General features: G+C 62.0%; 26 protein-coding genes. 4 read left to right on the top strand and 22 right to left on the bottom strand.

Going from position 1 to position 25,360, the window contains the following annotated elements; translation table 11 throughout:
- Positions 1 to 92 precede the first annotated feature (92 nt).
- Both ACP7C6_RS16650 and ACP7C6_RS16655 read right to left on the bottom strand, forming a co-directional pair.
- Complete coding sequence (locus tag ACP7C6_RS16650; protein ID WP_028618275.1) at positions 93 to 671, bottom strand: YceI family protein; 579 nt, start codon at positions 669 to 671, stop codon at positions 93 to 95.
- Between the two features lie 32 nt (positions 672 to 703).
- Positions 704 to 1,255 (bottom strand): cytochrome b, encoded by a 552-nt coding sequence (locus ACP7C6_RS16655; RefSeq protein WP_028618276.1) that lies wholly within the window; start codon positions 1,253 to 1,255, stop codon positions 704 to 706.
- Between the two features lie 272 nt (positions 1,256 to 1,527).
- Between ACP7C6_RS16655 and ACP7C6_RS16660 the strand changes: the two genes are divergently transcribed.
- A complete protein-coding gene (locus tag ACP7C6_RS16660; protein WP_323988105.1) occupies positions 1,528 to 2,934 on the top strand; it encodes an adenosylmethionine--8-amino-7-oxononanoate transaminase in 1,407 nt (468 codons plus the stop codon).
- 128 nt (positions 2,935 to 3,062) lie between these two features.
- A complete protein-coding gene (locus ACP7C6_RS16665) occupies positions 3,063 to 3,782 on the top strand; it encodes a 16S rRNA (uracil(1498)-N(3))-methyltransferase (protein ID WP_122686880.1) in 720 nt (239 codons plus the stop codon).
- 3 nt (positions 3,783 to 3,785) lie between these two features.
- Here the strand turns inward: ACP7C6_RS16665 and ACP7C6_RS16670 are convergent, their stop codons facing one another.
- Genes ACP7C6_RS16670 through ACP7C6_RS16680 form a run of 3 tightly spaced genes read right to left on the bottom strand, consistent with a single transcriptional unit; the run spans position 3,786 to position 6,307 of the window.
- A complete protein-coding gene (locus tag ACP7C6_RS16670; RefSeq protein ID WP_426109006.1) occupies positions 3,786 to 4,688 on the bottom strand; it encodes a transporter substrate-binding domain-containing protein in 903 nt (300 codons plus the stop codon).
- Positions 4,689 to 4,713: 25 nt separating this feature from the next.
- The gene (locus ACP7C6_RS16675; RefSeq protein ID WP_028618280.1) at positions 4,714 to 5,064 is read right to left on the bottom strand and encodes a RidA family protein; all 351 of its coding nucleotides are present in this window, start codon (positions 5,062 to 5,064) and stop codon (positions 4,714 to 4,716) included.
- 10 nt (positions 5,065 to 5,074) lie between these two features.
- Positions 5,075 to 6,307, bottom strand: coding sequence for a D-amino acid dehydrogenase (locus ACP7C6_RS16680; RefSeq protein WP_426109118.1), 1,233 nt, complete (start codon positions 6,305 to 6,307; stop codon positions 5,075 to 5,077).
- Between the two features lie 99 nt (positions 6,308 to 6,406).
- Between ACP7C6_RS16680 and ACP7C6_RS16685 the strand changes: the two genes are divergently transcribed.
- Positions 6,407 to 7,309 carry a LysR family transcriptional regulator gene (locus tag ACP7C6_RS16685; protein WP_028618282.1) on the top strand — a complete coding sequence of 301 codons (903 nt, stop codon included), beginning with the start codon at positions 6,407 to 6,409 and terminating at the stop codon, positions 7,307 to 7,309.
- On the opposite strand, the gene trhA is transcribed toward ACP7C6_RS16685, so the two are convergent.
- Positions 7,304 to 7,921, bottom strand: a complete 618-nt coding sequence (trhA, locus tag ACP7C6_RS16690; protein WP_010207192.1) for a PAQR family membrane homeostasis protein TrhA — start codon at positions 7,919 to 7,921, stop codon at positions 7,304 to 7,306. The two genes, ACP7C6_RS16685 and trhA, sit on opposite strands and share 6 nt — an antisense overlap.
- A gap of 144 nt (positions 7,922 to 8,065) precedes the next feature.
- Between trhA and ACP7C6_RS16695 the strand changes: the two genes are divergently transcribed.
- Positions 8,066 to 8,980: a LysR family transcriptional regulator gene (locus tag ACP7C6_RS16695; RefSeq protein ID WP_033897085.1), complete on the top strand. Its 915-nt coding sequence runs from the start codon at positions 8,066 to 8,068 to the stop codon at positions 8,978 to 8,980.
- Between the two features lie 87 nt (positions 8,981 to 9,067).
- Here the strand turns inward: ACP7C6_RS16695 and madM are convergent, their stop codons facing one another.
- From madM to ACP7C6_RS16775, 16 genes are all read right to left on the bottom strand, one after another.
- Positions 9,068 to 9,832, bottom strand: a complete 765-nt coding sequence (gene madM, locus ACP7C6_RS16700; RefSeq protein WP_010207194.1) for a malonate transporter subunit MadM — start codon at positions 9,830 to 9,832, stop codon at positions 9,068 to 9,070.
- A gap of 1 nt (position 9,833) precedes the next feature.
- Positions 9,834 to 10,238 carry a malonate transporter subunit MadL gene (madL, locus tag ACP7C6_RS16705; RefSeq protein WP_015886323.1) on the bottom strand — a complete coding sequence of 135 codons (405 nt, stop codon included), beginning with the start codon at positions 10,236 to 10,238 and terminating at the stop codon, positions 9,834 to 9,836.
- 67 nt (positions 10,239 to 10,305) lie between these two features.
- Complete coding sequence (gene mdcH / locus ACP7C6_RS16710; RefSeq protein WP_214497225.1) at positions 10,306 to 11,205, bottom strand: malonate decarboxylase subunit epsilon; 900 nt, start codon at positions 11,203 to 11,205, stop codon at positions 10,306 to 10,308.
- Complete coding sequence (locus tag ACP7C6_RS16715; protein WP_122686887.1) at positions 11,202 to 11,789, bottom strand: malonate decarboxylase holo-ACP synthase; 588 nt, start codon at positions 11,787 to 11,789, stop codon at positions 11,202 to 11,204. Before ACP7C6_RS16715 ends, mdcH begins: the two co-directional genes overlap by 4 nt.
- Complete coding sequence (gene mdcE / locus ACP7C6_RS16720; protein WP_028618286.1) at positions 11,783 to 12,553, bottom strand: biotin-independent malonate decarboxylase subunit gamma; 771 nt, start codon at positions 12,551 to 12,553, stop codon at positions 11,783 to 11,785. The genes ACP7C6_RS16715 and mdcE overlap by 7 nt, the downstream gene beginning before the upstream one ends.
- Positions 12,550 to 13,392, bottom strand: a complete 843-nt coding sequence (locus ACP7C6_RS16725; RefSeq protein WP_305383194.1) for a biotin-independent malonate decarboxylase subunit beta — start codon at positions 13,390 to 13,392, stop codon at positions 12,550 to 12,552. Before ACP7C6_RS16725 ends, mdcE begins: the two co-directional genes overlap by 4 nt.
- Positions 13,385 to 13,684, bottom strand: coding sequence for a malonate decarboxylase subunit delta (locus tag ACP7C6_RS16730; protein WP_015886328.1), 300 nt, complete (start codon positions 13,682 to 13,684; stop codon positions 13,385 to 13,387). The genes ACP7C6_RS16725 and ACP7C6_RS16730 overlap by 8 nt, the downstream gene beginning before the upstream one ends.
- On the bottom strand, positions 13,684 to 14,517 hold the full coding sequence (locus ACP7C6_RS16735) for a triphosphoribosyl-dephospho-CoA synthase (protein ID WP_311893595.1): 834 nt from the start codon (positions 14,515 to 14,517) through the stop codon (positions 13,684 to 13,686). The genes ACP7C6_RS16730 and ACP7C6_RS16735 overlap by 1 nt, the downstream gene beginning before the upstream one ends.
- Positions 14,518 to 16,188 (bottom strand): malonate decarboxylase subunit alpha, encoded by a 1,671-nt coding sequence (mdcA, locus tag ACP7C6_RS16740; protein ID WP_038849452.1) that lies wholly within the window; start codon positions 16,186 to 16,188, stop codon positions 14,518 to 14,520. It abuts the gene before it with no gap.
- Positions 16,189 to 16,395: 207 nt separating this feature from the next.
- Positions 16,396 to 16,830, bottom strand: a complete 435-nt coding sequence (locus ACP7C6_RS16745; protein ID WP_311893593.1) for a hypothetical protein — start codon at positions 16,828 to 16,830, stop codon at positions 16,396 to 16,398.
- Complete coding sequence (locus ACP7C6_RS16750; RefSeq protein ID WP_068937827.1) at positions 16,793 to 17,422, bottom strand: nucleotidyltransferase domain-containing protein; 630 nt, start codon at positions 17,420 to 17,422, stop codon at positions 16,793 to 16,795. Before ACP7C6_RS16750 ends, ACP7C6_RS16745 begins: the two co-directional genes overlap by 38 nt.
- A gap of 61 nt (positions 17,423 to 17,483) precedes the next feature.
- Positions 17,484 to 17,723 (bottom strand): DUF6124 family protein, encoded by a 240-nt coding sequence (locus tag ACP7C6_RS16755; protein ID WP_028618292.1) that lies wholly within the window; start codon positions 17,721 to 17,723, stop codon positions 17,484 to 17,486.
- Positions 17,724 to 18,053: 330 nt separating this feature from the next.
- Positions 18,054 to 18,473, bottom strand: a complete 420-nt coding sequence (locus ACP7C6_RS16760) for a hypothetical protein (protein ID WP_028618293.1) — start codon at positions 18,471 to 18,473, stop codon at positions 18,054 to 18,056.
- Positions 18,451 to 18,834 carry a polymorphic toxin type 44 domain-containing protein gene (locus ACP7C6_RS16765; protein ID WP_073860050.1) on the bottom strand — a complete coding sequence of 128 codons (384 nt, stop codon included), beginning with the start codon at positions 18,832 to 18,834 and terminating at the stop codon, positions 18,451 to 18,453. Before ACP7C6_RS16765 ends, ACP7C6_RS16760 begins: the two co-directional genes overlap by 23 nt.
- A gap of 253 nt (positions 18,835 to 19,087) precedes the next feature.
- On the bottom strand, positions 19,088 to 19,543 hold the full coding sequence (locus tag ACP7C6_RS16770) for a chemotaxis protein CheW (RefSeq protein WP_010207210.1): 456 nt from the start codon (positions 19,541 to 19,543) through the stop codon (positions 19,088 to 19,090).
- On the bottom strand, positions 19,536 to 25,340 hold the full coding sequence (locus ACP7C6_RS16775; RefSeq protein WP_068937826.1) for an Hpt domain-containing protein: 5,805 nt from the start codon (positions 25,338 to 25,340) through the stop codon (positions 19,536 to 19,538). Before ACP7C6_RS16775 ends, ACP7C6_RS16770 begins: the two co-directional genes overlap by 8 nt.
- Positions 25,341 to 25,360 lie beyond the last annotated feature (20 nt).

Here is a 25,360-nt window from a genome sequence, read left to right on the forward strand (position 1 = left end):
GTAGGAGCCGGCTTGCCGGCGATAGCGGTCATTGGGTCACTGCAAACCTCAAGGGCCTCATCGCCGGCAAGCCGGCTCCTACGTACGAAGCATTACTTCGTCTTCACACCTTCCAGCGAGATGTCCAGATCCACGGTCTGCGAGGACGGGCCTGGGCCTTTGATGCCGAAGTCGTTCAGGTTGACAGTAGTCTTGGCGTTGAAGCCGGCGCGCTCGCCGCCCCACGGGTCTTTGCCCTCACCGTTGAAGGTGGCCTTGAAGGTCACCGGCTTGGTCACGCCGTGGAAGGTCAGGTCGCCGGTCACGTCAGCGGTTTTGTCGCCGGTGGACTTGACTGCGGTGGAGACGAACTTGGCATCAGCGAACTTGGCAACGTCCAGGAAGTCTTTGCTGGCGATGTGCTTGTCACGCTCGGCGTGGTTGGACCACAGGCTGGCGGTTTTCACGTCGACCGCGATTTTGCTGGCCTCAGGCTTGGCGGCATCCCAGCTGAAGGTGCCATCCCAATCCTTGAAGGTGCCGTGGATGAAGCTGTAGCCCAGGTGGCTGATTTTCCAGTCGATGAAGGCGTGCTGGCCTTCTTTATCGATCTTGTAGTCAGCAGCCATCACCTGACCTGCAGACAGCAGGGCGGTACCGATTGCCAGCGCAGCGAGTGTCTTTTTCAACATGCTTTCTATTCCTTGTGAGTCGAGGTTGAACATCAGGCTTTGCGCCCCAGCATACGAACCAGGGTCGCATCACGATCGATAAAGTGGTGTTTCAACGCAGCCACGCCGTGCAAGCCGGCGAAGACCACCAACACCCAAGCGAGGTACAGATGCACCAGGCCGGCGTTATCTGCCTGGTCCGGTAGTCCGGAAACCACAGCAGGAATCTCAAACAGGCCAAACACCGGGATACCGACACCGTCTGCGGTGGAAATCAGGTAACCGGCGATCATCACGGCAAACAACCCGAGATAAAGGAACCCGTGGCCGAAGGCAGCGCCGATACGGGTCATGCGGCTGTAGCTGGCCAGCGGTGGCGGCGGCGGGCTCACCAGGCGCCAGACAATACGCACCAGCATGATGGCGAACAGCGTGATGCCAATGCTCTTGTGCAAGTCCGGCGCGTCTTTGCGCCAGGCGCTGTAATAGTCAAGACCGACCATCCACAGGCCCAGGGCGAACAAGCCAAACACCACCAGGGCCACGCCCCAGTGCAAAACCATGCTGACCCAACCATAGCGGGCCGGTGAATTGCGTAACTGCATGTACTTAATCCCGTAGTAGTGCGCCCAAGACTAGCGATTTACCTATCGAATTAAAGCGGAAAATTTCGCTTTGAAATATCGAGAAATACGATCTTGAGGGTATGAAGCGTAAATTAACATCGGATTAAGGACTATCCAGAAGAAACGTGACAGACCGTCCTGCCTTTACCGTCAATTCATAGGTAATGGCTTGTGACACAGCCATGCATTGCATAGGCTTGCGCGATTGTTTTACCTGCGCCCGCCGCAGGACCGCTTCGAGGAGATCACCGATGGGCTTGAACAACCAGTGGATGCAACGCGACCTTGCGGTGCTGTGGCATCCCTGCACCCAGATGAAAGACCACCAGCAACTGCCGCTGATCCCGATCAAACGCGGTGAAGGCGTGTGGCTGGAAGACTTCGAAGGCAAGCGCTACCTCGATGCCGTCAGTTCCTGGTGGGTCAACGTGTTTGGCCACGCCAACCCGCGCATCAACCAACGCATCAAGGACCAGGTCGACCAACTGGAACATGTGATCCTCGCCGGTTTCAGCCACCAGCCGGTGATCGAGCTGTCCGAGCGCCTGGTGCAAATGACGCCTGAAGGCCTGACCCGCTGCTTCTATGCCGACAACGGCTCGTCCTGCATCGAAGTCGCGCTGAAGATGAGCTTCCACTATTGGCTCAACCGCGGCCTGCCAAATAAAAAGCGCTTCGTCACCCTGACCAACAGCTACCACGGCGAAACCATCGCCGCGATGTCGGTGGGCGACGTGCCGCTGTTCACCGAGACCTACAAGGCGCTGCTGCTCGACACGATCAAAGTACCAAGCCCCGATTGCTACCTGCGCCCCGAAGGCGTGAGCTGGGAAGACCACTCGCGCACGATGGCCCAGGTGATGGAACAGACCCTCGCCGAGCACCACGACACCGTCGCCGCCGTGATCATCGAACCGCTGATCCAGGGTGCCGGCGGCATGCGCATGTATCACCCGGTGTATCTCAAATTGCTGCGCGAAGCCTGCGATCGCTACGGCGTGCACTTGATACACGACGAAATCGCCGTAGGCTTCGGTCGCACCGGCAGCATGTTCGCCTGTGAGCAGGCCGGCATCCGCCCGGACTTCCTGTGCCTGTCCAAGGCCCTCACCGGCGGTTACCTGCCGTTGGCCGCCGTAGTCACCACCGATGACGTGTACGACGCGTTCTACGACGACTACCCGACCCTGCGCGCGTTCCTGCACTCCCACAGCTACACCGGCAACCCGCTGGCGTGTGCGGCAGCATTGGCGACCCTGGATATCTTCGAAGAAGACAACGTCATCGAGAACAACAAGGCCCTGGCCCAGCGCATGGCCACCGCCACCGCGCACCTGGTGGACCATCCGCACGTGTCGGAAGTGCGCCAGACCGGCATGGTGCTGGCTATCGAGATGGTGCAGGACAAGGCCACCAAGACCGCCTACCCCTGGCAGGAACGCCGTGGCCTGAAGGTGTTCGAGCACGCCTTGGAACGCGGCGCACTGTTGCGGCCTCTGGGCAGCGTCGTGTACTTCTTGCCGCCCTATGTGATTACGCCGGAACAGATCGACTTCCTTGCTGAAGTGGCCAGCCAAGGCATCGATATCGCCACCAATAGCAAAGTCAGCGTCGCCGTTCCAGACAATTTCCACCCCGATTTCCGCGACCCAGGCTAGCCCCCCTTGTAGGAGCCGGCTTGCCGGCGATGAGGCCTTTACGCCTTGCAGCGAGCTTACAGCCGCCATCGCCGACAAGCCGGCTCCTACAGGGATTTGTCATCGCTACCATTTTCCAGAGAACAGAAATGAGACTGTCCCGTTTTTTCACCGACACCCCGCTGAGCATTGGCGATCACGAACTGCCGGAAGCCCAGGCGCACTACATCAGTCGTGTACTGCGCATGGGCGAAGGTGACGCCGTGCAATTGTTCGACGGCTCCGGCCAGGAGTTCCGGGGCAGCTTGCTGGAGGTCGGCAAGAAACGCGTCACTGTGCAGCTCACCGAAAGTTTCGCCGGCCAGACCGAATCGCCGCTGCATATCCACCTCGGCCAAGGCCTGTCCCGTGGCGAGCGCATGGATTGGGCGATTCAGAAAGCCACCGAACTGGGCGTCAACGCCATCACGCCGATTTTCAGCGAGCGCTGCGAAGTGCGCCTCAAGGACGAACGCGCCGACAAACGCCTGCTGCACTGGCGCCAGGTGGCGATCAGCGCCTGCGAGCAATGCGGGCGCTCCACGGTGCCGGTGATTCACCCACCGCTGCTGCTGGCGGATTGGTTGAAACAGACCGAAGCGGACTTGAAGCTGGTGCTGCACCCGGTGGCCGAGCCGATGGTCAGTCACGCCAAGCCTTCCAGCCTGGCCTTTCTGATCGGCCCTGAAGGTGGGCTGACCGATAATGAAGTCGACAGCGCCCAAGCCGCCGGCTACCACGCCGCCCGCCTCGGCCCGCGGGTGTTGCGTACCGAGACGGCGCCGGTGGTGGCGTTGGCAGTCGCCCAACAGTTGTGGGGCGACTTCTAGGGTTTATTCCACCGGGTCACTGACCGGCTTGGCAATGATCGCCTTCAACTCGCTGGTCATCGGGAATTCCAGGTTCAGGCCCTTGGGCGGAATCGGCTGTTCAAACCAGCGCTGGTAAATCCCGTTGATCTCGCCACTGCGGTACAGGTCGGCGAGTGTTTCATTGACCATCGCCAGAAACTGCGGGTCGTCCTTGCGCACCATGCAACTGTAGATTTCCCGCGATTGCTCCTCGCCCACCACGACCCAGTTGTGTGGGTCCTTGGCCTTGGCGCGCTCGCCGTAGAGCAACGCGTCGTCCATGTAGAACGCCACAGCGCGGCCGGTTTCGAGCATCTTGAACGCTTCGCCGTGGTCCTTGGCGCTGATCACGAACATGTTGGTCTTGTGCTCGGCGTTGTAACTCTTGAGGAAGCGCTCGTTGGTGGTGCCCGCGGTGGTCACCACGTTCTTGCCCGCCAGGTCGGGAAAGCCTTTGATGCCGCTGTCCTTGGCCGTGAGCAATTGCCCCTTCACGTAGATAAACCCGTAGGAAAACGCCACCTGCTTCTGCCGCTCGGCGGTCACGCCGGTGGAGCCGCATTCCAGGTCGACGGTGCCATTTTGCACCAAGGGGATACGGGTCTGCGACGTCACCAGGTTGTACTTCACATTGAGCTTCGCCACCCCGGTTTTCTGCTGGATGCGCTGGACGATCTTGTTCGCCAGCTCCACCGAATAGCCCAAGGGCTTGCCACTGTGATCCCCCACGTAGGAAAACGGCACCGACGCATCGCGATAGCCCAAGGTTATAGACTTGGCGCTGGCGATCTTGCCCAGCGTGCCGTCCAGCGGCACTTGATTCGCATGGGCCTGCGCGCCCAGCAAAAGCCCCAGGGTGCAGCCGGTCAACAGGATCTTTTTCATTGTTATTCTCCGTTGGTCTTTGAAGTTATTGACGTACTGCGATCACACTGATTTCCACCAGCACACTCGGTCGCGCCAGTTCTGCTTGCAAGGTGGTGCGCGTCGGCGCCATGCCGGGCGACAGCCAGGCTGACCACTCGTCGTTCATCGGCGCAAAACCTGCACCGATGTCTTTCAGGTAAATCGTCGCGTTGAGCAGGTGATCCTTGTCGCTGCCCGCCTGGGCCAACAGCGCATCGATCTTGGCCAGCACTTCGCGGGTCTGCGTGGCCACATCCTGGCCATCGCCGGGCACTTGGCCCGAGAGAAACACCAGGTCCTTGAAAATGGCCGCGCCACTCAGGCGTTCATTGCTGCTGATTCGGGTGATGGTCATCGGTGCATCCTCATGCAGCGCGGGGCGCAAGGCCCTGCATATCAATGGAAGGGGCGCGCTGGCTGATCAGCTCGGCCAGCAGTTGGCCGCTACCGCAGGCCAGGGTAAAACCGAGAGCGCCGTGGCCAAGGTTCAGCCACAGGTTGCGGCAAGTGCTGGCGCCAATCAGCGGTACGCCAGTCGGGGTGGCCGGGCGCATACCGGCCCACTCCACCGCATGGGTGTAATCGCCCGCCAGTGGAAAGGTCTCCAGAGCCTGACGTTTCATCAACGCAAGGCGCTTGGGTTCAAGGCGGGCGTCGAAGCCGACGATATCCACCATGGCCGCGACCCGCAGTTGCTCACCAACACGCGCGTAGACGATCTTGCGGTCGTAATCGGTGATGCTCACATTCGGCGCCTGATGTTGCATGCCAATCGGCACGCTGAGGCTGTAGCCCTTGAGCGGGTACAGCGGCAACGGCACCCCCAACTCGGCGCTGCGATACCCGGCCGCCAGCACCAGATGCTCGACCGACATGACCTCATCGCCCAACTCGATGGCCTGCACCACTCCGCCAGCCTGACGAATGCCGGTGACCTTGCGACCCAGCAAAAATCGGCATCGTCCCGACGCTTCCAATCGCGCCGCCAACTGCTGGCAGAACGCATGACAATCACCGACCTCCTCATTGGGCGTGTAGATCCCGCCGACAAAACCACCGCCCGCCAGCGCGGGTTCCAGGCGTGCGCAATCGGCGCCCGAAAGCACTTGCTGTTGCAGGATATCGGCGACCTTGCTGCGCGCCAGTTCAAAAGAGCCGGCATTGCGGAAGGTCACCAGCTTGCCGTTGCGCCGCCAATCGAAGCCATCCAGGTGATCTTCGTCACGCCACTGTTGCAAGGTGTCCTGGCTCAGGGATGCCAGGCGCAGCAGGTGAGCGGCATTGCGTTTGTTCACCGAGCCACGGCAGGCACCGAGAAACGCCGCCATCCAGCGCCACTGTTGCGGGTCGAGACGCGGGCGCAGCTTCAAGGGAGAGTCACCTCGCAACAACCAACCAATGGCTTGCAGCGGCACACCGGCATCGGCCAGTGGCGCGACGTAGCGATAAGACAGCTGCCCACCGTTGGCAAAGCTGGTCTCGCTGCCCAGGGTCTGGCGCGCATCGATCACCGTCACCTCATGACCTGCACGCACCAACGCATAGGCGCTGGCCAGACCAATCACTCCACCCCCGATGATGCACACCATTGCCGCCACCCGCCGTTGAATCAAGAGGCCTCAAGCCTAGGGGCAGGTGACAGGTCGCCGACAATGAATAAAGATGGCTCACCTATAAACAAAGGTTATGGACTTGCCATGCGCTTGCGTCATATCGAAATCTTCCAGGCCATCCGCCAAACCGGCTCCGTCAGCGCCGCCGCGCAGTTGCTGCACGTGTCGCAACCGGCAGTGACCAAGGTGTTGCAACACGCCGAATTGCAGCTGGGCTTCCCCCTGTTCCTGCGGGTACGCGGCAAATTGCAGCCCACCCCGGAAGCCCTGGCGCTGGAAAGCGAAGTGGAGAAAGTCACCGAAAGCCTGCAAGGGGTGCGGCGCCTGGCCAAGAGTCTGCGCCGTGCGCCAGGCCAGAGCGTACGCATTGGCGCGATCCCGGCGCTGGCCCTCTCGTTGCTGCCACCGGCGATTCTGGAATGGAAGCGCGACTATCCGGAGATGGCCTGCGAGCTGTCCAGCGACCACAGCCGCGAGTTGGTGCAAAAGCTGCTGATGCGTGAAATCGACCTGGCGCTGACGCTCAACTTCTCCGGGCATCCGGGTTTGACCACGCAGGTGCTGGCCAACGGTGTGCTGGTGGCGCTGGCATCCAAAGGCTATTGGTCCGACGCCGAGCTGAGCCAGCCGCTACCCCTGGCGGACCTGGCAGGCACCGCATTGATTGGTCTTTCCAGCGCCGATCCGCTGGCGGCGAAACTCGACAGCTACCTGGAAAACGTCGACCCACCGCCGCGGGTGACAATCTCCGTACAAACCTACTCCCTGGCCCGCGCCATGGTGGAGTCCGGCGCCGGCCTGACGGTGATCGACCCCTTTACTGCCCTCGGTGCCTCGACAGCCACCACGTGCATCCGCACACTCACGCCGCCGCTGCCGATTACCCTATACGCCCTCACCCGCGCCGATGAACCACCGCCGCACATGCTGGCCAATCTGCTGCAGATTTTTGGCCACCGAGCCCGTGAGCTTCTGGAGCGTTTATAGGACGTAATGCATGATCGCCACGAAGTGCAGCAAACTCCCACCGATCACAAACAAATGCCAGATCCCATGGGAATGCCGCAGACGGTCCTCCAGGGCAAAGAAGATGATGCCAACGGTGTACAACACCCCGCCCGAGGCCAACCAGATAAACCCCGCCGTGCCCAAGGCGGCGAGCAGTGGCTTGACCGCCACCAGCACGATCCAGCCCATCACCGCGTAAATCACGATCGACAGGATGCGCGCCTCGGAGCGCGGCTTGATCTCCTGCAGGATGCCAATCACCGCCAGCCCCCACACGATGCCAAACAGCGTCCAGCCCCACGGCCCTCTCAAGGTCACCAGGCAGAAAGGCGTGTAACTGCCGGCGATCAGCAGGTAGATCGAAAAGTGATCGACCTTTTGCATGATCTCTTTTCGACGCCCACGCACGCTGTGGTACACCGTGGACGCGCTGTACAGCACCATCAGCGTAAAGCCGTAAATCGCCACGCTGACGATCTTCCAGGGGCTGCCGTCCAGGCTTGCCACTACCAACATCCATACGGCGCCAATACACGCCGCGACTGCACCGAGCAAATGGCTCCAAGCGTTGAATCGTTCCCCGTGGTACATGTGCCGCTGACCTCCTGTAACCGTTAAGGGCTGATGGGCAAGCGTCCAGCCTTGCGCATAAGAGTGCAAGTGGCGTGTGACGTTCCGGGGACGGCGCGCGGTTTTGCGGGCACAATCGAGGGTATTCGAACAAGAGCCACGGCCATGCTGATCGACGAAGAATTCACCCTCAAAAAGCTCGAGATCTTCCTGGCGTTCATGCGCACCGGCAACCTGGCCCGCGCTGCCGCCGAGCTGCAAACCAGCAACGTCAGCGTGCACCGCGCCATCCATTCCCTGGAAAATGCCCTGCGCTGCCCGCTGTTCAAGCACGAAGGGCGCAACCTCACGCCGCTGGAAAGCGCCTACGTCTTGGAAGAACGCGCACAGAAGCTGGTGGCCGATGTGGTCGACAGCGTACGCCTCACCCGCGAAGCGGCCGGCTTCTCGGCCGAACGCTTCAAGCTCGGCTCACTGTACTCGCTGACGGTGAAGACCGTGCCGCAGCTGATCATGGGCCTGAAGATCCGCCGCAGCGAACTCAATATCGACCTGATCCTGGGCTCCAACTTCGACCTGCTCTACAAGCTCAAGAACATGGAAGTGGACGCGATCCTCATCTCCCTCGACGAGCACGCCAACGACCCGGACTGCGAACAGATTGCCTTGTTCTCCGACGACATCTTCCTCGCCACCCCGGCGGATTCACCGTTCGACCGCGATCAACAGATCGACCTGGCGGATGTGCGCGACGCAACCTTCATCACCCTCACCCAAGGCTTCGCCACGCACCAGGATGGCAATCGCGTGTTCAAGCAGGCGGGGTTCGAGCCGAAGGTGGCGATGCAGGTCAATGACATCTTCACGCTGTTGAGCATGGTCAGTTCAGGCGTGGGTTATGCGCTGTTGCCGGGCAGGATCGCGGCGGTGTATGAGAACCGCGTGAAGTTGATACCGCTGCAACCCCGGTACCGGTTGCAGCAGCATATTGGCGTGGTGTTCCTGAAGGCCAAGGAGCGTGATCCGAACTTGCTGGCGTTGTTGGCGGAGTGTCGGATGTATGCCAATCGGCAGGTTTGACCCAACCTTGTAGGAGCCCGGCTTGCCGGCGATAGCGTCCTTGAGATCGCCATCGCCGGCAAGCCGGGCTCCTACAGGGGATTGGGGTTAGCCGACCAACCCGCGCACGATGAAATAGAGCAACGAAGGCCCGAGCAGGCAGCCCAGCCCGGTGTGGAACGTCGCCGTCAACGCGCCATACGGCACCAACCGCCGATCTGTCGCCGCCAAGCCAGCGGTCACGCCGCTCACCGTGCCGGCCAACCCACCAAACACCATCGCCGAACGCGGGTTATCCAAGCCCATCCAGCGCGCCGCCACAGGCGTACCCACCATCACCAGAATCGCCTTGATCAACCCGGTGGCAATCGACAGCGCCATCACATCCGACGTCGCGCCAATCGCCGCACCGGTCACCGGGCCGACGATATAGGTCACGGCACCCGCGCCAATGGTGGTCATGCTGATCGCATCGCGATAACCAAAGGCCCAGGCCATGCTCGCACCGACGATAAACGGCAGGATCGTGCCCAACAGCAGCGCAATCACACCGATCATCCCGGCCTTGCGCGCCTCGGTGGCTTGCACTTCGAACGCGGTGGCGACGATGGCGAAGTCGCGCAGCATCGCGCCGCCCATCAGGCCGATGCCGGAGAACAGCGCCAGGTCCGCCAGGCCTTTCTGGCCGCCGGTGATCGTGCCGCCGACCCAGGCCAATACCAGGCCGATGACAATGGCAATCGCCGAGCCATGAATACGCCCGAAGGTCAGGCGCTTGGACAGCACCACCGAAATCCACATGACCACGCCAACGAAGGCAAACGCGGTAATCAGGCCGTTGTGTTCCAAACCTTTTTCAATGAGATCCCACATATCAGCGACCTCCTACTGGCGCGATCAGCGGCTCTTCATCGGGCAAGGGTTCGCCCTTGTGGGTACGGCTGATCAGCGCGATGGTGCAACCACACACCACCACAGAACCAATCGCCGCGAGTACCGCCACCGGCCCACCGTGCAGGGCGGTGACCACGTTTTGTTGCGCAGCCATCGCCACCACCACGGGGATGTACATCGCGCCCCAGAAGCCCACGCCCATTTCGCAGTCCTTGGTCATGCCGCCGCGCTTTTGCATCCACAGGCGGGCGCAGATCAGCAGGATCATCGCGATCCCCACCCCGCCCACGTTGGATTTGACGCCCAGCAACACGCCAAGCATGTCGCCCATGATCACGCCCGCAAGCGTGCAGATCGCCAGCAGTGCCACACCGTAGATAATCATTGTTGTTGTCCTCAAAGTGCTCGATCGAAATTGTTGTTGTTGTGCTTCGAAAGCCTTGGGTGATGCTTTATCGGTGGCGGCGCTCCTCCTCTTGCAGCAGGGCCTGCAAGGTGTCCAGGCGCGCGCCTTCGCAGGCGATCACCGTGCCTTGTTCGAATACGCGGCGTGACAGACCAGTGAGCACGGCGCCGGGCGGCAGTTCGATTTGCAGGCGCACGCCGCGCTCGTAGGCGCTTTGCACGGTGCCGCGCCAGTCGACGATGCGACACATGTTGAAGGCCAGGTCGTCGCGCAATTGTTCGGGGTTGTGGATCGGCCGCGCACGGGTGCTGCTCAGGTAGGTGATGCGCGGTGCCTTGAGCGGCACGAAGGCTTGTGCCAAAGCCTGGGCTGGCTGCTCCAGCAACGCGCAGTGAGACGGCACGCTGACAGCCAGTCGCTTGGCGATGCCGTTGCCTTTGATGCGACTGGCGACAAGCTTCATGGCCTGGTCGCTGCCAGCGATCACCGTCTGGTTGTCGGCGTTGATATTGGCCAGGTACACCGGGGTTTCGGGGCTGTGGATTTCGGCCAGCAGGTTTTCGACGGTGGATAACTCCGGGCCGATGATCGCGGTCATGCCGTAGCCCTGTGGATAAGCGTTTTGCATCAGCTCGCCGCGCAGGCTGACCAGCTTGAGAGCGTCGGCGAAATCCAGCGCACCGGCAATCACCGCTGCCGGGTAAGCACCGATGGACAGTCCTGCTACGTAATCCGGCGTGTGCTGCAGCAAGCGGGCGTGGGCCACGCCGGCGATCAGCAGGCAAAGCTGCACGGCGCGGGTACTCGCCAGGGCATGCGCCGAATCCAATGCACGAACGTCTTCACCCAAGGCTTCGCTGGCGTGTTCCAACACATCGGCCGGCAACGCCTGGAGCATGCCGGGGCGTTGGGCGCCCTGGCCGGGGAAGACAAGAAGGCTGCTCATGCTAAGGCCTGCCAAGGGTCGGGGACGAGGTGCGCACCGCTGACCGTTTTCAACAGCACCCGCCGCGATGGACCGGCCCATTCGCGCAGGGCGATAGCGCCGAAAGGTGTTTGCAGTTGCATATCCACAGCGCACGCGGCTTTGTCCAAGGCTGCCAGCAAGTCGCGTGCATCGTTGCGATCCAGCGGCTCGGGCGTGCGCAGAATCAGGTCCAGATCGCTCTGGGCATGCAGCGCTTCAATGCCCGTGGCCAGCTCAAAACCCGCGCTGCCGGTGATGCCCCAATTCAAGGGCGCCAGCACCGGCCGCAGTTGTTCCAGTGCCTGCAAGGCCGGTAAGTCCCGTGTCGAGGCAACATCACGCAGCGCTTCCGGCGTTACTCGCCGCTGCACCGCGGCAATCGGCATTTCGGCGGCAAACCGCTGCTCGCGCAAACGCCCGCGCACGCCTACCGCGACCCAGCCCGGCGTGACGGTGGCGCGACGCACCACCACCGTGCCTACTGCCTCCACCGCCCACGCCGGAGCGTCAGCAGGCAGATGCGCCGGGGTCATGCCCCAGAGCAAGTCGTGGGCGTTCACCATTGCTCTCGCAGCAGTTGGCGCACGTGGCTGGAGGCGGCGCGATTGGTCGCACCCAGGCGGCCGCTCAAGTCGGTGCTGCCAATATCCTTGATCGCACTCACCAGGCAATCGCTGACCCGCGCCACATCCTCCGGCGTGGGCTGTTCAATCTGGCTGACCGACAAGGTTTCCCACAGCAACCCCAGGCTGGCGTAACTGTCGATGTCGTAGGCCATGGGCGGCACGCTGGCGGCCAGGGCTTCCAACTCTTCAACGCTGCGCAGCGTCACGCGCGCGGCCGAGGCCTTGCCCATGGCGTGCACCATCACACCGGGATCGCGCAGGGCGATCAGGCGATTGGCTTGGTACCCATGAGCGAGAAACGCACCGGACATCGCCTTGCCGACCAACAGCGCAATCACCGGGTGCCCCGCCAGACGCGCACGGGCATAGCTGTCGGCGGCGGCGGCCAGGGCTTGGTGAATGCCGAGGGCTTCTTCGCGACGGCCATAGGCTTGGCTCGGTACATCGACGATGGCGATGATCGGGCGTTTATCGCCACGGGCGATGGCTTCATCGACGGCCTTCGCCAGCCCCCAGCCTTCCAGCAGGCCGACTTCGCCGTTGCGTGCGCGGGGGAAGCGGTTTTGCGCGTCGGTGACCACAGCGATATAGCGCACAGGCTGCTCACCCAGCACACCATCGGCGACTTTCAGCGAGTTGGGCAAACCCTCAACGGCTGTCGCTCCGGCGCTCAATGCGTTGAACCACTGCAAACCTCTCATGAGCGATCTCCTTGAAACAGCGCGCGTACCGTCGCCGGGTCGATTTGCGGCGTTGCGTCCAGTTCGGCCAAGCGCGCCAGGTAATAGTCGGCCTGACGACTGCGTTGTTGGGTGGGCAGGCCTTGTTGTCGTAATGCGCTGACGGTCTGTTGAATCTCGGCCACATCGTCAGCGACATAGCGATCGGCCAGGCCGCTGTTGAAGCGTTGCTCACCGCCGGTCAGGCTCCAGATGAAAGGCCGATCGCGGGAGTCGTACTCCTCAAGCCCCGCTTCCTGTTCGATGACTTGCGGGCCATTCAAACCCAGGCGCGCTTCGCGGGTGACGACAAGGTAACTGCACAATCCAGCCGCAATGGACATGCCGCCAAAGCAACCGACACTGCCCGCCACCACGCCGATCACCGGCTGGTGTTGGCGCAGATCGACAATCGCCGCGTGGATATCCGCGATGGCCGCCAGGCCCAGGTTGGCTTCCTGCAAGCGCACGCCACCGGTTTCCAGCAACAGGACGGCGCAGGTGGGAATGCCCTTGCGATTGTCCTCGGCCGCCAGCTCCAAGGCGCCAGCGATTTTTGCGCCGCCCACTTCGCCGAGACTGCCACCCTGGAAGTTGCCTTCGATGGCGGCAATGACGACAGGTTTGCCGTCGATGCTGCCCTTGGCGATCACCACACCGTCATCGGCCTGTGGCACCACGCCTTGGCGGCTGAGCCACGGCGACATGACGCGCTGGAACGGGTCGATCAATTCGCGGTAGGAACCGGCGTCCAGCAACGCCTTGGCCCGCTGCCGAGCGCCCAGCTCAACGAAGCTGTGTTTGGCGAGTAAGTCAGTCATGGCCGATCTCCTCGAAACCCTGCTCCAGGCGCAAACGCACCACGCCCGGGGTGGCACCGAAGTCGTGGATATCAATGTTCAACGCCGGTGGCGTCTGCTCCTGGAAGATGCGCTCGAACAGATGCTGCCAGCGTTGTTCGGCGCCATTCACCGAGGTTTGCACCTGGATGGTCAGCGTGCCCGGCGTACCCGGTTCCAGCAGCACCTCCAGATCGCCCGAGCCGACGCAACCCACCAGCGCACGGCCTTTTGGCGGCTGCCCGGCGGGGAATTCAAAGGACAAGGTTTCCATCACAACGCTCCGTCGAGGCGGTCGATAAACAGGCAGGCAGCCAACAGGTCGGCGGCGCCGCCGGGGGAGGCATTCAGGGCCAGCAGTTGAAGGTCCAGCGCGTGCAGTTGGCGACGACCGCCGAGGGTTGCGCTGCCGCCTGCCTCCAGCACGGCCTGGGCGCCGCGTTGCATCGCGTAGAGGCCTTCGGGACCGGCGCGGTAAAGCACGCAGGTGTCGGCCAGGTCCGTCATGATCGCGAGCAAGGCGTCCAGGCGCGCGTTCTGTTCGCCGGCGTTTTGCTGGCGGCTTCGGTGCAGCTGCGGCAAGCCGCGTTGCACCACGGACGGGAAGCCCAGTTGCGCTTCTTCACGAGCGCCGCGTGCGCCGTAACGTTGGGCGACTTGAGCACCGTGGCTCACGGGCTGCGGCGCATAGCGGTCGTTGAGCAAGGCCAGTTTGGCTGCCGTCAGCGTGACGGCGCGGGGTTCCAGCGCCGCCGCTGCCGTGAGCAAACCAAGGGCCCAGATCGCACCGCGATGGGTGTTCACGCCGTTGGTGGTGGTCAACATTGCTTGCTCACCTTCACGGCCAATGCGCCCAAGGGCTTCGCGCAGGGGCAAACCGACTTCACCGAACTCAATCGCGGCTTCAGCCATCTCCTTAAACATCGGCCACAGCGACAACGCCGAGGCGTGCATCAGGCCCAGGTGCAAATCACTGTGGGCGCCGTTGCCACGCCGGTCCACCAGCGCGGGTTTGGGCGACAGGTCCGCTTCATCGATCAGCGCATCGACGGCCAGATCGGCCAGGCGATCCGCAAGACTGAGTTCATGCAATTTAAGGGCGCGCATTTACCAGCTCCTGAATTTGGCGGGCGGGTTGTACAAGCCACCGGACCACTCCACCAGGTCGGCCACGCTCTTGGCGGCCAACAACTCGCGGGTGGCGTCGGTGCGGCGGATGCCCAAGTCTTCGGGCAAGGCGATCAACCCTTCGCGGCGCATGCGCGCGGTGTCCTTGGGGTTGTGGCGCATGCCAATCGCCGTGACACCTGCGACGGCAGCGATCATCGCCTGGCGCTCTTCGAGTGAACGCGCTTTGTACAGGTAGGCTATGCCCTCTTCGGTAAGCAAGTGCGTGACGTCATCGCCGTAGATCATGATCGGTGCCAGGGGCATGCCGCTTTTGCGCGCGACCTCCACGGCATCGAGGGTGTCGACGAAGGTGGGTTTGCCGCCTTCCTGGAAGGTCTCGACCATTTGCACCACAAGCTTTTTGCCGCGCTCCAACAAGGCTTCGGGCGCATCGTCGTGGCGCATATCCAACCACGCCGGCGTGCCATGGCGGCGGCCGCGCGGGTCGTGCCCCATGTTCGGTGCGCCACCAAATCCGGCGAGTCGGCCACGGGTCACGGTGGAGGAATGGCCGTCACCGTCGACTTGCAGCGTCGCACCGATAAACAGGTCCACCGCGTATTGGCCGGCGAGTTGGCAAAACATTCGGTTGGAGCGCATCGAGCCGTCGCGGCCGGTGAAGAACACATCCGGCCGTGCGGCGATGTAGTTCTCCATGCCCAGTTCGGTGCCGAAGCAATGCACGCTTTCCACCCAGCCGCTTTCAATCGCAGGGATCAGGGTTGGGTGCGGGTTGAGGGTCCAGTTGCGGCAGATCTTACCCTTAAGGCCGAGAGACTCGCCGTAGGTGGGCAGGATCAATTCGATGGCGGCGGTGTTGAAGCCGATGCCATGGTTAAGCGACTGCACATTGTGTTTTTCGTAGATGCCACGGATTGCCATCATTGCCATCAGCACGTGCACCGGCTTGATATGGCGCGGGTCGCGAGTGAACAGCGGCTCGATATAGAACGGCTTGTCGGCCACCACCACAAAATCCACCCAGCTCGCCGGGATATCCACACGCGGCAAATCGGTGACGTCATCCACCAACTGGTTGACCTGCACGATCACGATGCCATCGCTGAACGCGGCGGGCTCGATCAGCGCCGGGGTGTCTTCAGTGCTGGCGCCGGTGTAGATGTTGCCGGCGCGGTCGGCCATAAACCCGGCGGAAAGCACCACGTTGGGGATCAGGTCCACCACCAGCCGCGCATAGAGTTCGATGTAGGTATGGATCGCGCCGATTTCCAGCAGGCCGTCTTCGAGCAATTGGCTGATGCGTAGGGATTGGGTGCCGGCGAAAGAGAAATCCAGCTTGCGGGCGATGCCTTTTTCAAACAGGTCCAGGTGCTCGGAACGGCCAACACTGGGCATGATCATGTGCAAATCGTGGAGCTTGGACGGGTCGGCTTTGGCGAGGGAGCGCGAGAGGAAATCCGCCTGCTTCTGGTTATTGCCCTCCAACACCACACGGTCGCCGGGCAGGATCAGCGCCTCAAGCGCCTCGACGATCCTGTCACTGGGTAACACCGCCCCGTCTGCGTATTTTTTGACCAGCCCGAGCCGCCGCTGCTTCTCGTCGCGCCGCCGCGTCCAGCGCGAGTCGGGGGTGATTGTTGTTGTCATGGTCGCTCCACGGGTTTGCTGTCGTGGGCTGTACCTTAGGAGTGATTCAGAGGGCCATCAATCAAGCTCGGCGGTGAACCGTTACGGCTGGAGTAACAAAGCCTGTGTAGGAGCTGGCTTGCCAGCGATAACGGTCGCTAATTGAACAATGTGCCAACTGACAGCACGCCATCGCCGGCAAGCCGGCTCCTACAGTTGACCGGTGATTCATTCCCACCTATGACCAGCAAGCAATGCTTGCACATTGCTCATTAATATCTTCGCACCTTCCATTAATTGGCCCAGCAGCGCCTCATCTTCATCCATGTACCCTTCATATTCCGCGAGGTTCCGACGCTCATGACACAAAGCCAACAACCTCACCTGCACCTTGCCGGCGTCTGCGGTATGAACCAGGCATTGGAAGACCAGATAGCGTTTATCCGAGCGATAACCTTGCAAGCGCAAGGCCGTAAGGGCGATAGCATGAGCGGCGTTGTAAGCCAGGTCGAAACGACTGGCGAATGATAACTGCGGATTACCGGCGTCCCTCAGCCGATCCCTGGCTGAACGCATCAGCCCATCACACTCTTTGCGATCCGGCGGCTCAGCCTTCACGCCGCCGCTACGTTGCAGATTCTCCAGGTTTACCTTGTTGTCCATCCGTGGATTCCAGGGGGTTGCTCCCCATCAGGTTGATCTTGTCCTGCTGCACGACCCGCTGCACAAAACTGTTCCCGGCATTCCATTTGCCGATCCAGTCTTCAGGGGTGTAAAGCGTCGGGTTGAGGGTGCGGCCCAGTTGCTCTTCCAGCGGCATGAGCTGCTCCATGACTTCACTGTAGTTGAGGCTTTCGCCGATCAACATGAGATCTATGTCACTGGATGAGTGCGCCTCGCCTTTGGCGATGGAGCCGTAGATAAACGCCCAGGTTATCTGCTTGGCGAACGGCGCCAGTGCAGTGCGCAATGGTTCATCCAGGCTCAGGGTCTTGCGCACGATGGCCAACAACTCCGAGTAAATCGGGCATTGGGGGTTGGCTTGGTAATGGGTCTGGTTGCCTTGGCGCGTCATGCTCAAGATGCCCGCCAATTGCAGACGTTCAAGCTCACGAGTGAGGCTGCCCTTGCCCACCTGGGCCCATCGCGCAATTTCATTGGTGAAGAAGCTTTGGTCGGGTTTGCCGAACAGCAGGCCCAGTACTTTTTGTTGGGTGACGGTGAAGAGTGCAGTGCTGATCGGCAAGGTGTGCATGGCAGCGGCCAAAGAGTCCCAAAAAGGGAACGATAGGTCCCTTTTTGGGAACGATCAAGTTTTAAGCGACTGCAGAAGGGGAAATCTGTTCCAGGGCCCGATCCACTAATAGCTGCCCCAGCTCCGCCATTTGCTGGATGCCGAGCATGATCGCGCGCTGGGAGGTGTCCAGGTCGAAGGCGAGATTGCAGGTGAGTGCGTTAAGAGAAGACAGGGTTTCGCTGGCGTTGACCAGCAGGGTTTCGGTGTTTTCGTGCGGGTTTACGGTGAAGAGGGGCGGATTGGGGGTAGGTTTGACCATGATTTACAGCTCCGATATGTGATGGAGACTGCCCTCTTCCGCTTGCACGCGAATAAAGGTGGCAGCTGTGCGCAGGTGTGCAAGACCGGGCATATCGGACCCCGGCAGACCCCGAAGGGTCTCCCACGCACAGCCGCCATAACAAATACAGCAGGCATAAAAAACGCCCGTTGGATGGCTATGGGCGTTGGTGCGCCGATATGTAACCGGACTTGCACGTCCGTGTCACCGTTTTTTGCGATGACAGGACGAAGACTAGGCGCGCTGACGGCACGCGACAAGTTCATGCACGGCCCAACATCTTGCAGGAAAAATCCGAAGCCAGCCGGTCTACAACTTCATGTCTATGCTCACAGCGCCCAAACCTTCAAGCGGATAGCTGCGGTACGCATAAACCTCACCACGAACAGTGAGGTGGATGACGCCATCCTGCCGGGTCACTTGAACATCCGGCGCTTTGGTTTTCAAAAAGGGATGTGCCGAAACCAGCGCTGTCAGTATCTCCCGATCACTACCTAAGTCTTTATGAACGTAGTACCTGTAGGAAAATCCCACTGTCGCGCCGCCCTGACCGTCACGTGCTCCATAAATTGAGCTGCCGTTGCCCAAGGAGTGTTTCAAAACCACTTCGTCCAAATCCGGTGTACCGGATGACATGATCCAATTGCCCCCGATATAAATCAGGCAGGCTACCAGCAGGCAGTTGCGCAGAACCGGCAAGAGGCCCTTAGTAGCCCTGAGAAATTGCATACTCAATACCCCTCCTTATCCAATATTGATCTCGAGGATCATCGCCAAAAGGGTCTGCGCCCCACCATGACCCAAATTCCGGCTTGGTGGTTTTTGCGAATGTTTGAGCGACACCTGCTGCCCGTAACAGAACATGCTCGGGAATACCCAGCACCGTACCTGTAGCACCATAATTGAAGTTACCAAAAGCTTCGTACTGACGCCCTCGCTTCTTGTAGTTCCATGGGCCGGCAGCCCTGACCTGTGAGTAAAACCAGGAATAAGCGAATGCCGAGCCTGGCTGGAGATGAGTGCCTTTACACTTGGCGGTCGCCATATTTTCGAGAAGTGAAACACCCGGCGGCATTAACGGTACGGCCATTTGCGAATCCTTGCTGGCTGTGAGGAGCGCCGAACCTAGCACCCCACCTGGCACTGAACATCCCGCGCAATCCAGATACAGAACTTGCCTACAACAGCTCCATCCCGTTCCGACATATTGATTTTCTCCACACAGAGCCTGGGAACGAGCGCGATTTAGTGTAGGAGCTGGCTTGCCAGCGATAGCGGTGGGTCAGTTGTTAATGAGTGGGCTGGCAGACCGTCATCGCCGGCAAGCCGGCTCCTACAGGGATCTATGCCAAACCGGATTCGACCAGCAGGGCCTCAAGCCCCATAAGGTCCGGCACCTTCGCCACATGCTCGCCCACCTGCACCGCCGCCAGCTCCAGCGGGCACAGCGGCACGTCCACGTAGCTCAATTCACTATCAAGCTTGTACGACCGGGGAATCCCCTGGATCACCAGCGCAATAAACTTCAGCGTCGGCCGCCCGCCCAACGCGTTCAACACCACTATCCGCGAGCGTTCGCCGGTCACGCTGGCTTCACCGCACACCGCTTCAAAGCTGATCAGCGGGATTTGCCTGTCGCGCCAAGTCACTTGCCGCAAATACCACGGCGGTGCATCGCTGGCCGGTTCGCCGCGCTGAAAGTCGATCAGTTCGGCGATGGCGACGTTGGGTAGCACCAGATGGCGGTCGGCCAGGGGCAGCAGCAGGCCGGTGAGTTGGCTGGTGCGGTGGTCAAGCATGGGACTTGCTCCAGTAGGCGATGCTTTCGAGCAGCACCGATTCCTGGTACGGCTTGCCGAGGTAGTCATTCACGCCGATGGCCATGGCGCGGTCGCGGTGTTTCTGGCCGGTGCGCGAGGTGATCATGATGATCGGCAGGCGCATCAGCCGGGGGTCGTTGCGCACTTGGGTGGCGACTTCGAAGCCGTCCATGCGCGGCATTTCGATGTCGAGCAGCATCAGGTCCGGGCTGTGCTCTTCCAGCACGGCGAGGGCGTCGATGCCGTCTTTGGCGGTGAGCACGTTCATGCCGTTGCGTTCCAGCAGGCGGCTGGTGACTTTGCGCACGGTGACCGAGTCGTCCACCACCAGCACCAGCAACGGACGCTTTTTCAGCGGGTCGTTGAGGATCAGTGGCGCATCCACTGACTGCGCCGGCAAGGCCGCTGGGCGGGCGCGGATATGCGCCAGCAGGTCGATGATCAACACCACGCGGCCATCGCCCAGAATCGTCGCGCCAGACAAACCCTGCACGCCGGCAAACTGCGGCCCCAGGCCCTTGACCACGATTTCCCGCGTGCCGGCCATGGCGTCCACATGGATCGCCACGCGCCGCTCGTTGCATTGCACCAGCAGTACCGGGACCGGCTGATATTGGCCCAACAGTTTCGGGCGGCTGACGGTGTGCAGCAGGTCGCCTAGGTAGAACAGCTCGTAACGCTGGCCGGCGTATTCATAACGCGGTGGATCTTGCTGGTAGTGCCCGGCCAGCTCATGGGGCAACACACGCACCAGGCCTTCGATGGTGTTGAGCGGGATCGCATATTGGTCGTCCGCACATTGCACCATCAGCGCGCGGTTGACCGACACGGTGAACGGCAGGCGAATACGGAAGTGCACGCCCATACCCGGCGTCGAGTCGATGAACATCGAACCGCCCAACTGACGCACTTCCTCATGCACCACGTCCATACCCACACCACGCCCGGAAATCTGCGTAATCTTTTCCGCCGTGGAGAAGCCCGGTTGCAGGATGAACTGCAACACGTCGCGGTCGCTGATCTCCTGATTGGGATCGAGCAAACCGCGCTTGATCGCCTTGCGCCGCACCGCCTCCAGCGGCACACCCGCGCCGTCGTCGCGCATGTCGAAGACGATGTCGCCGCCTTCGTGGGTCAGGTCCAGGGTGATGCGACCTTTCTCGGGCTTGCCGGCCAGCAGCCGTGCATCGCGGGACTCCAGGCCGTGGTCGACGGCGTTGCGCAGCATATGCTCCAGCGGCGCGGCCATGCGTTCCAGCACGTTGCGGTCCATCTCGCCCTCGGCATTGCCGACAATGAATTCCACGTCCTTGCCCAGCTCACCCGCCACCTGGCGCACGATGCGCTTGAGGCGCGGCAGCATGCGCTCGAACGGCACCATGCGCGTGCGCATCAGGCCTTCCTGCAACTCGGTGTTGATGCGTGCCTGCTGCTGCAACAGATCGTGGGCGTCTTCGTTGCGGCGCTCAAGGGTGTCCTTGAGGTCGAGCAGGTCAGAGGCGGATTCGGACAACGCGCGAGACAGTTGCTGCAACTGCGAATGACGGTCCATTTCCAGCGGGTCGAAGTCTTCATAGCCCAGGCGCTCGGCCTCGGCTTGCTGGCGGCTGAGGATGCGGCCCTGGGTTTCGGTGTCGAGGCGACGCAGTTGGTCGCGCATGCGCTCAATCGTAGTTTCCACTTCGGTCAGGGCGATGCGTGCGTCGTTGACTTGCTGTTCGATGCGGCCACGGAAGATCGAGGTTTCACCGGCCAGGTTGACCAGGTCGTCGAGTAGCTCGGCAGAGATCTTCACCATGTCGGCCATCGGATCGACGACGGCCTCCGCCTTGCCCGCCGGCAACGCTAATGGCGTCACGGGCTCATCGCTCGGGTGCACCAGGCTTTTGATGCGCTCGATGAGCTTGTCCACCGAGCCGACCGGCAAGCCGTCCGCCACCGCGTCGATCATCTGCGCCAGGCGATCATGGCAGCCTTGCAGCAACGCGAACAACTCCGGGGATGGCGCGAGCAATCCGGCAGACAGGCCTTCATAGAGAAATTCCAGCTCATGGGCCAGGTCGCCAATGGGCGCAATCTCGACCATGCGCGCGCCGCCCTTGAGGGTGTGCAGGTCGCGCAGCAGGGTCTCCACTTCCTGGCGATTGCCGGGCTCGGCCTGCCAGCGCGACAGCGCAGCACTGGAGCTGTCGAGGATGTCTGCGGCCTCTTCGAGGAAGATATCCAGCAGCTCAGGGTCGGCGCCGGACGCCGGCGGCGCGGCGACCGGTGCCGCTGGCGCGCTGCCTTGGCGCAGTGCGCGCACCCTGGCGATCAGCTCGTCGCTATCGCTCAGAGGCTGGTGATGGTGCAGTTCTTCAAGCTGCAAGGCGAGGCGCTCATGGCTGGCCATCAGCACGTGGGACAGTTCGGCAGAGTAGCTGTAGCGGCGGTCCACCAGCCCTTCATACAGGCATTCCAACTCGTGGGCCAGGTCGCCAATCGGCTCGATTTCAGCCATGCGCGCACCGCCCTTGAGGGTGTGCAGATCGCGTTGCAACGACGACAGCGGCGCGGCGTTGTCGGGCTCCAGCAACCAGCGCTTGAGCGACTGCCCGGCGCTGTCGAGGATGTCCACGGCTTCTTCGAGGAAGATCTCGACGATCTCGTCGTCCATCGCCGTTTGGTGATCCAACTGCTGTGTGGCGGCACCCAGTTCGGCAATGCTCAGCGCACGGCTGCCATCGCTTTTGATCAGGCCGGTGGCGGACGGGTCGAGGGCTTCATCCAGCAGCTCACGCAGGGCTTGGACACGGGCCGGCGCCGGGCTGATTTCCTGGCCGGCGGCCAGTTGGTCGAGCATGCTGATCAGCGCTTCATGGGCCTGTTCGGCCTCATGGAAAAACCGCTCGCTGACCGCCAGGCTGCTTTCCTCAACGGCGCCGTACAGGTCGAGCAAGGCTTCGCAGAGTGCGTCGATGGCGTACAGGTCGGCAACGTGCGCGCCCTCCCCCAACGTGGTCAATTCATCCAGCAGCGCAGTGAGTTCCTGGCGATCGCCGGGGTGTTGCTGCCAGCGACGCAGCAGGCTTTCGGCGTCGAGCAGGATGTCCATGCCCTGGGCCAGGAAGTTGGCGATCAGTTGTGGATCGCGCTTGATGCGCACGTCGAGCAGCGCTTCAAGCTGCTGATCCAGCAAACGTTGAGTGCGGCTGATCAAGTCCTCTGCACCGTTGATCGGCGCCAGGGGATCGCTCTCCAGATCCCGTAGACCCCGCTGGAACAGTCCTTCGGCTTCCAGCAACAACTCCACTTCGTCCAGGTCCAGCGGCAGGCGGTGGGCCTTGTACTCACGGGTCAGGTGGTCGAGCGGGCGCGCCAGCTCGGCAATGGGCAGCACGCCAGCCATATAGGCGCTGCCCTTGAGGGTGTGCAGGGCGCGTTGCAGTTCATCGCTGACTTGCAGCGGCACATGCTCGGCGGCCTGTTGCAGGAAGTGGTTGAGGCTGTCCAGATGGCTTTGGGCTTCGTTGCGGAAAATCTCCAGCAGCATCGGATCATGAGGCTCGGCGGCCAGCGCGGGTGTACCGCTGGCCAAGGCGTGGGCACGGGCGGCCAGGGCGTCGACTTCATCGCGTTGACGCTGGTCGTCGATGGCAAAGTCAGCGATCAACTCCGGCAGCAAGGCCACCGCTTCATCCAGCACCTGCTGCACATCCGGACCGAGGGTCACGCTGCGTTCCAGCACACGGTTCAGCAGGTTCTCCACAGCCCAGGCCAACTCCGCCAAGACCAGGGCGCGCACCATGCGCCCGCTGCCTTTGAGGGTGTGGAAGGCGCGGCGCATTTCGGCCTGGGCGGTTTTGTCCGCGCTGTTAGGCAGGTAACGGTGCAGCACCTCGAGGACTTCGTCGGTCTCCTCAAGGAAGACTTCGCGCAGTTCATCATCGATAGGCTCTTCATCGGCCGGCGGCGGCAACAGGCTGCCAGGGCGCTGCAGGGCCGGCGGGTTCAGCCGCGACGTTGGGCTGGCGAGTGCGTCGAACTGCGATTGGCTCGGCGTAACCTCGGCCGAGAGCGCGCCATCCGGTACGACCAGGGCCTGGCGCCAGGGTTTTTCGGCGGGCAGGTAACCCAGTGCGGCCAAGCCTTGGGTGGCCAATTCCAGCACACGCTCACCCGCCGCATCCGGGTCCTGGAGCATGCGCTCCAGGTAATATTCCAGGCTGCTGATCACGTCGGCGAAATGCGCCAGTTGCATCTCGGAAGGCGGTGCATCGTTGCCCATCAACTGCTCGTCGACGTAATCGGTGCAGCCGCGCATCAGGCTTGCCGCGCGGGGCAACGGAATCATCGCCAGGGCGCCACGCACCTGGCTCAGCAGCTCCGGCAAGGACTCCAGGCGTTGGCGATCCCAATCAGCTTCGATGCAGTCGATCACCAGTTCCTTGGCCTGCTTGAGGCACTGGCAGGACTCACGGATCACCAACTGGTGGATCTGGGTCAGGTCGGTGGTGGGCAAGCGGCTTTCTTCGCGGCTTTCCGGTTCGACGGTGCCAACCATGCCCGCCAACGTGGCTTCGACGTAGAGCAAGGCGCCGGCGACATCCATCAATACAGCGTCATTGGGTTCGCGCTGGCCTTGGACCAGGCTCAGCACCACGGCGAGTTGGTCGATGATGACTTTACGCGGCTGGCCGAAGCCCAGCACCGCCAGGGTGTCGGCGATCTGCCGCAACGGCGCCAGCAGTGCATCAAGGTCGCTGGTGTGCTGGCGGTCGCTGCGTACGAACAAGTCGAGGCGTTCTTTGACCCGAACCAGCTCTTCACACAAGGCGCCCAGCACCGAGCCCATGGCGTTGCGATCCGGCCCGGCCAGACGGGCGCGTTCGGCATCGACCACCGCGCTGTCAGGCAAGGCTTCATCCAGGCCGTAGCGTTCCTTGAGGCTTTGCATGCGCGGCGTCGGCCGGGTGACCTTGGCCACATAGAACAGCAGGCTCTTGAGCAATTCATCCGGCGCCGGCTGGTTGATCCCGCCGATGCCCTGGGCCAGCAGGCGTTTGAGTTGCTTGTCACTGGCCTTGAGCAGACTGCGCAACGCCGGACTGTTGGCGATCACGCCGGTGAGCATGCCTTCGACCAGCGCCGAGGTGACCTGCCACAGCGGCAACAGCGGCGCGCCTTGGCACAGTGCCTCGAGGCGTGCGAACACCCGCGCCATGTCTTCCAGGTTGCTGGGGCCATGGTCTTCACGCAGCAGCCCGGCCAGCGCCTGCTGCAAAAGCTGGTGCCACTGGCGCAATTGCTCTTTCAGGTCGGGCGCGGCGCGTTGGGCCAGGGCCTCATCCGGCAGCGCCGCGATGGTCAGCAGTTGCGGGCTGAACAGGCTGGTTTCCGACAGCAGGCTTTCGCCGCGCGCACTGCGCAGGTCATTGAGCAGTGGCAACACCACCAGCGGCAGGTCGCGGCGGGCGCTGTGCACGCGGTCAAGGTACAACGGCAATTGAGTCAGGGCCTGTTGCAGCAGGCGGATGCTTTCGTCGCGCTGACCGACACTCCCGGCTTGCAGCGCCAGCGCCAGCGCTTCGACTTCTTCCGCCAACAGCGCCGCGCCGTAGAACTCGACCATCTGCAACGCGCCATGCACTTGATGGACACACGCCAGGCACTCGCTGATCGCTTCGGCGTCTGAGGTTTCGACGTACGCGTCTAGCGCCGAACGGGCCTGTTTCAGGGTTTCGGCAATGTCGCCCTTGACCCATTCGAGGGCCACGTAGTCGTGCCGATCAACCATAACTGCTCCGCTTAGAATTC

The organism is Pseudomonas sp. TWR1-1-4, from assembly GCF_049897165.1.
Taxonomy (GTDB): Bacteria; Pseudomonadota; Gammaproteobacteria; order Pseudomonadales; family Pseudomonadaceae; genus Aquipseudomonas; species Aquipseudomonas canadensis.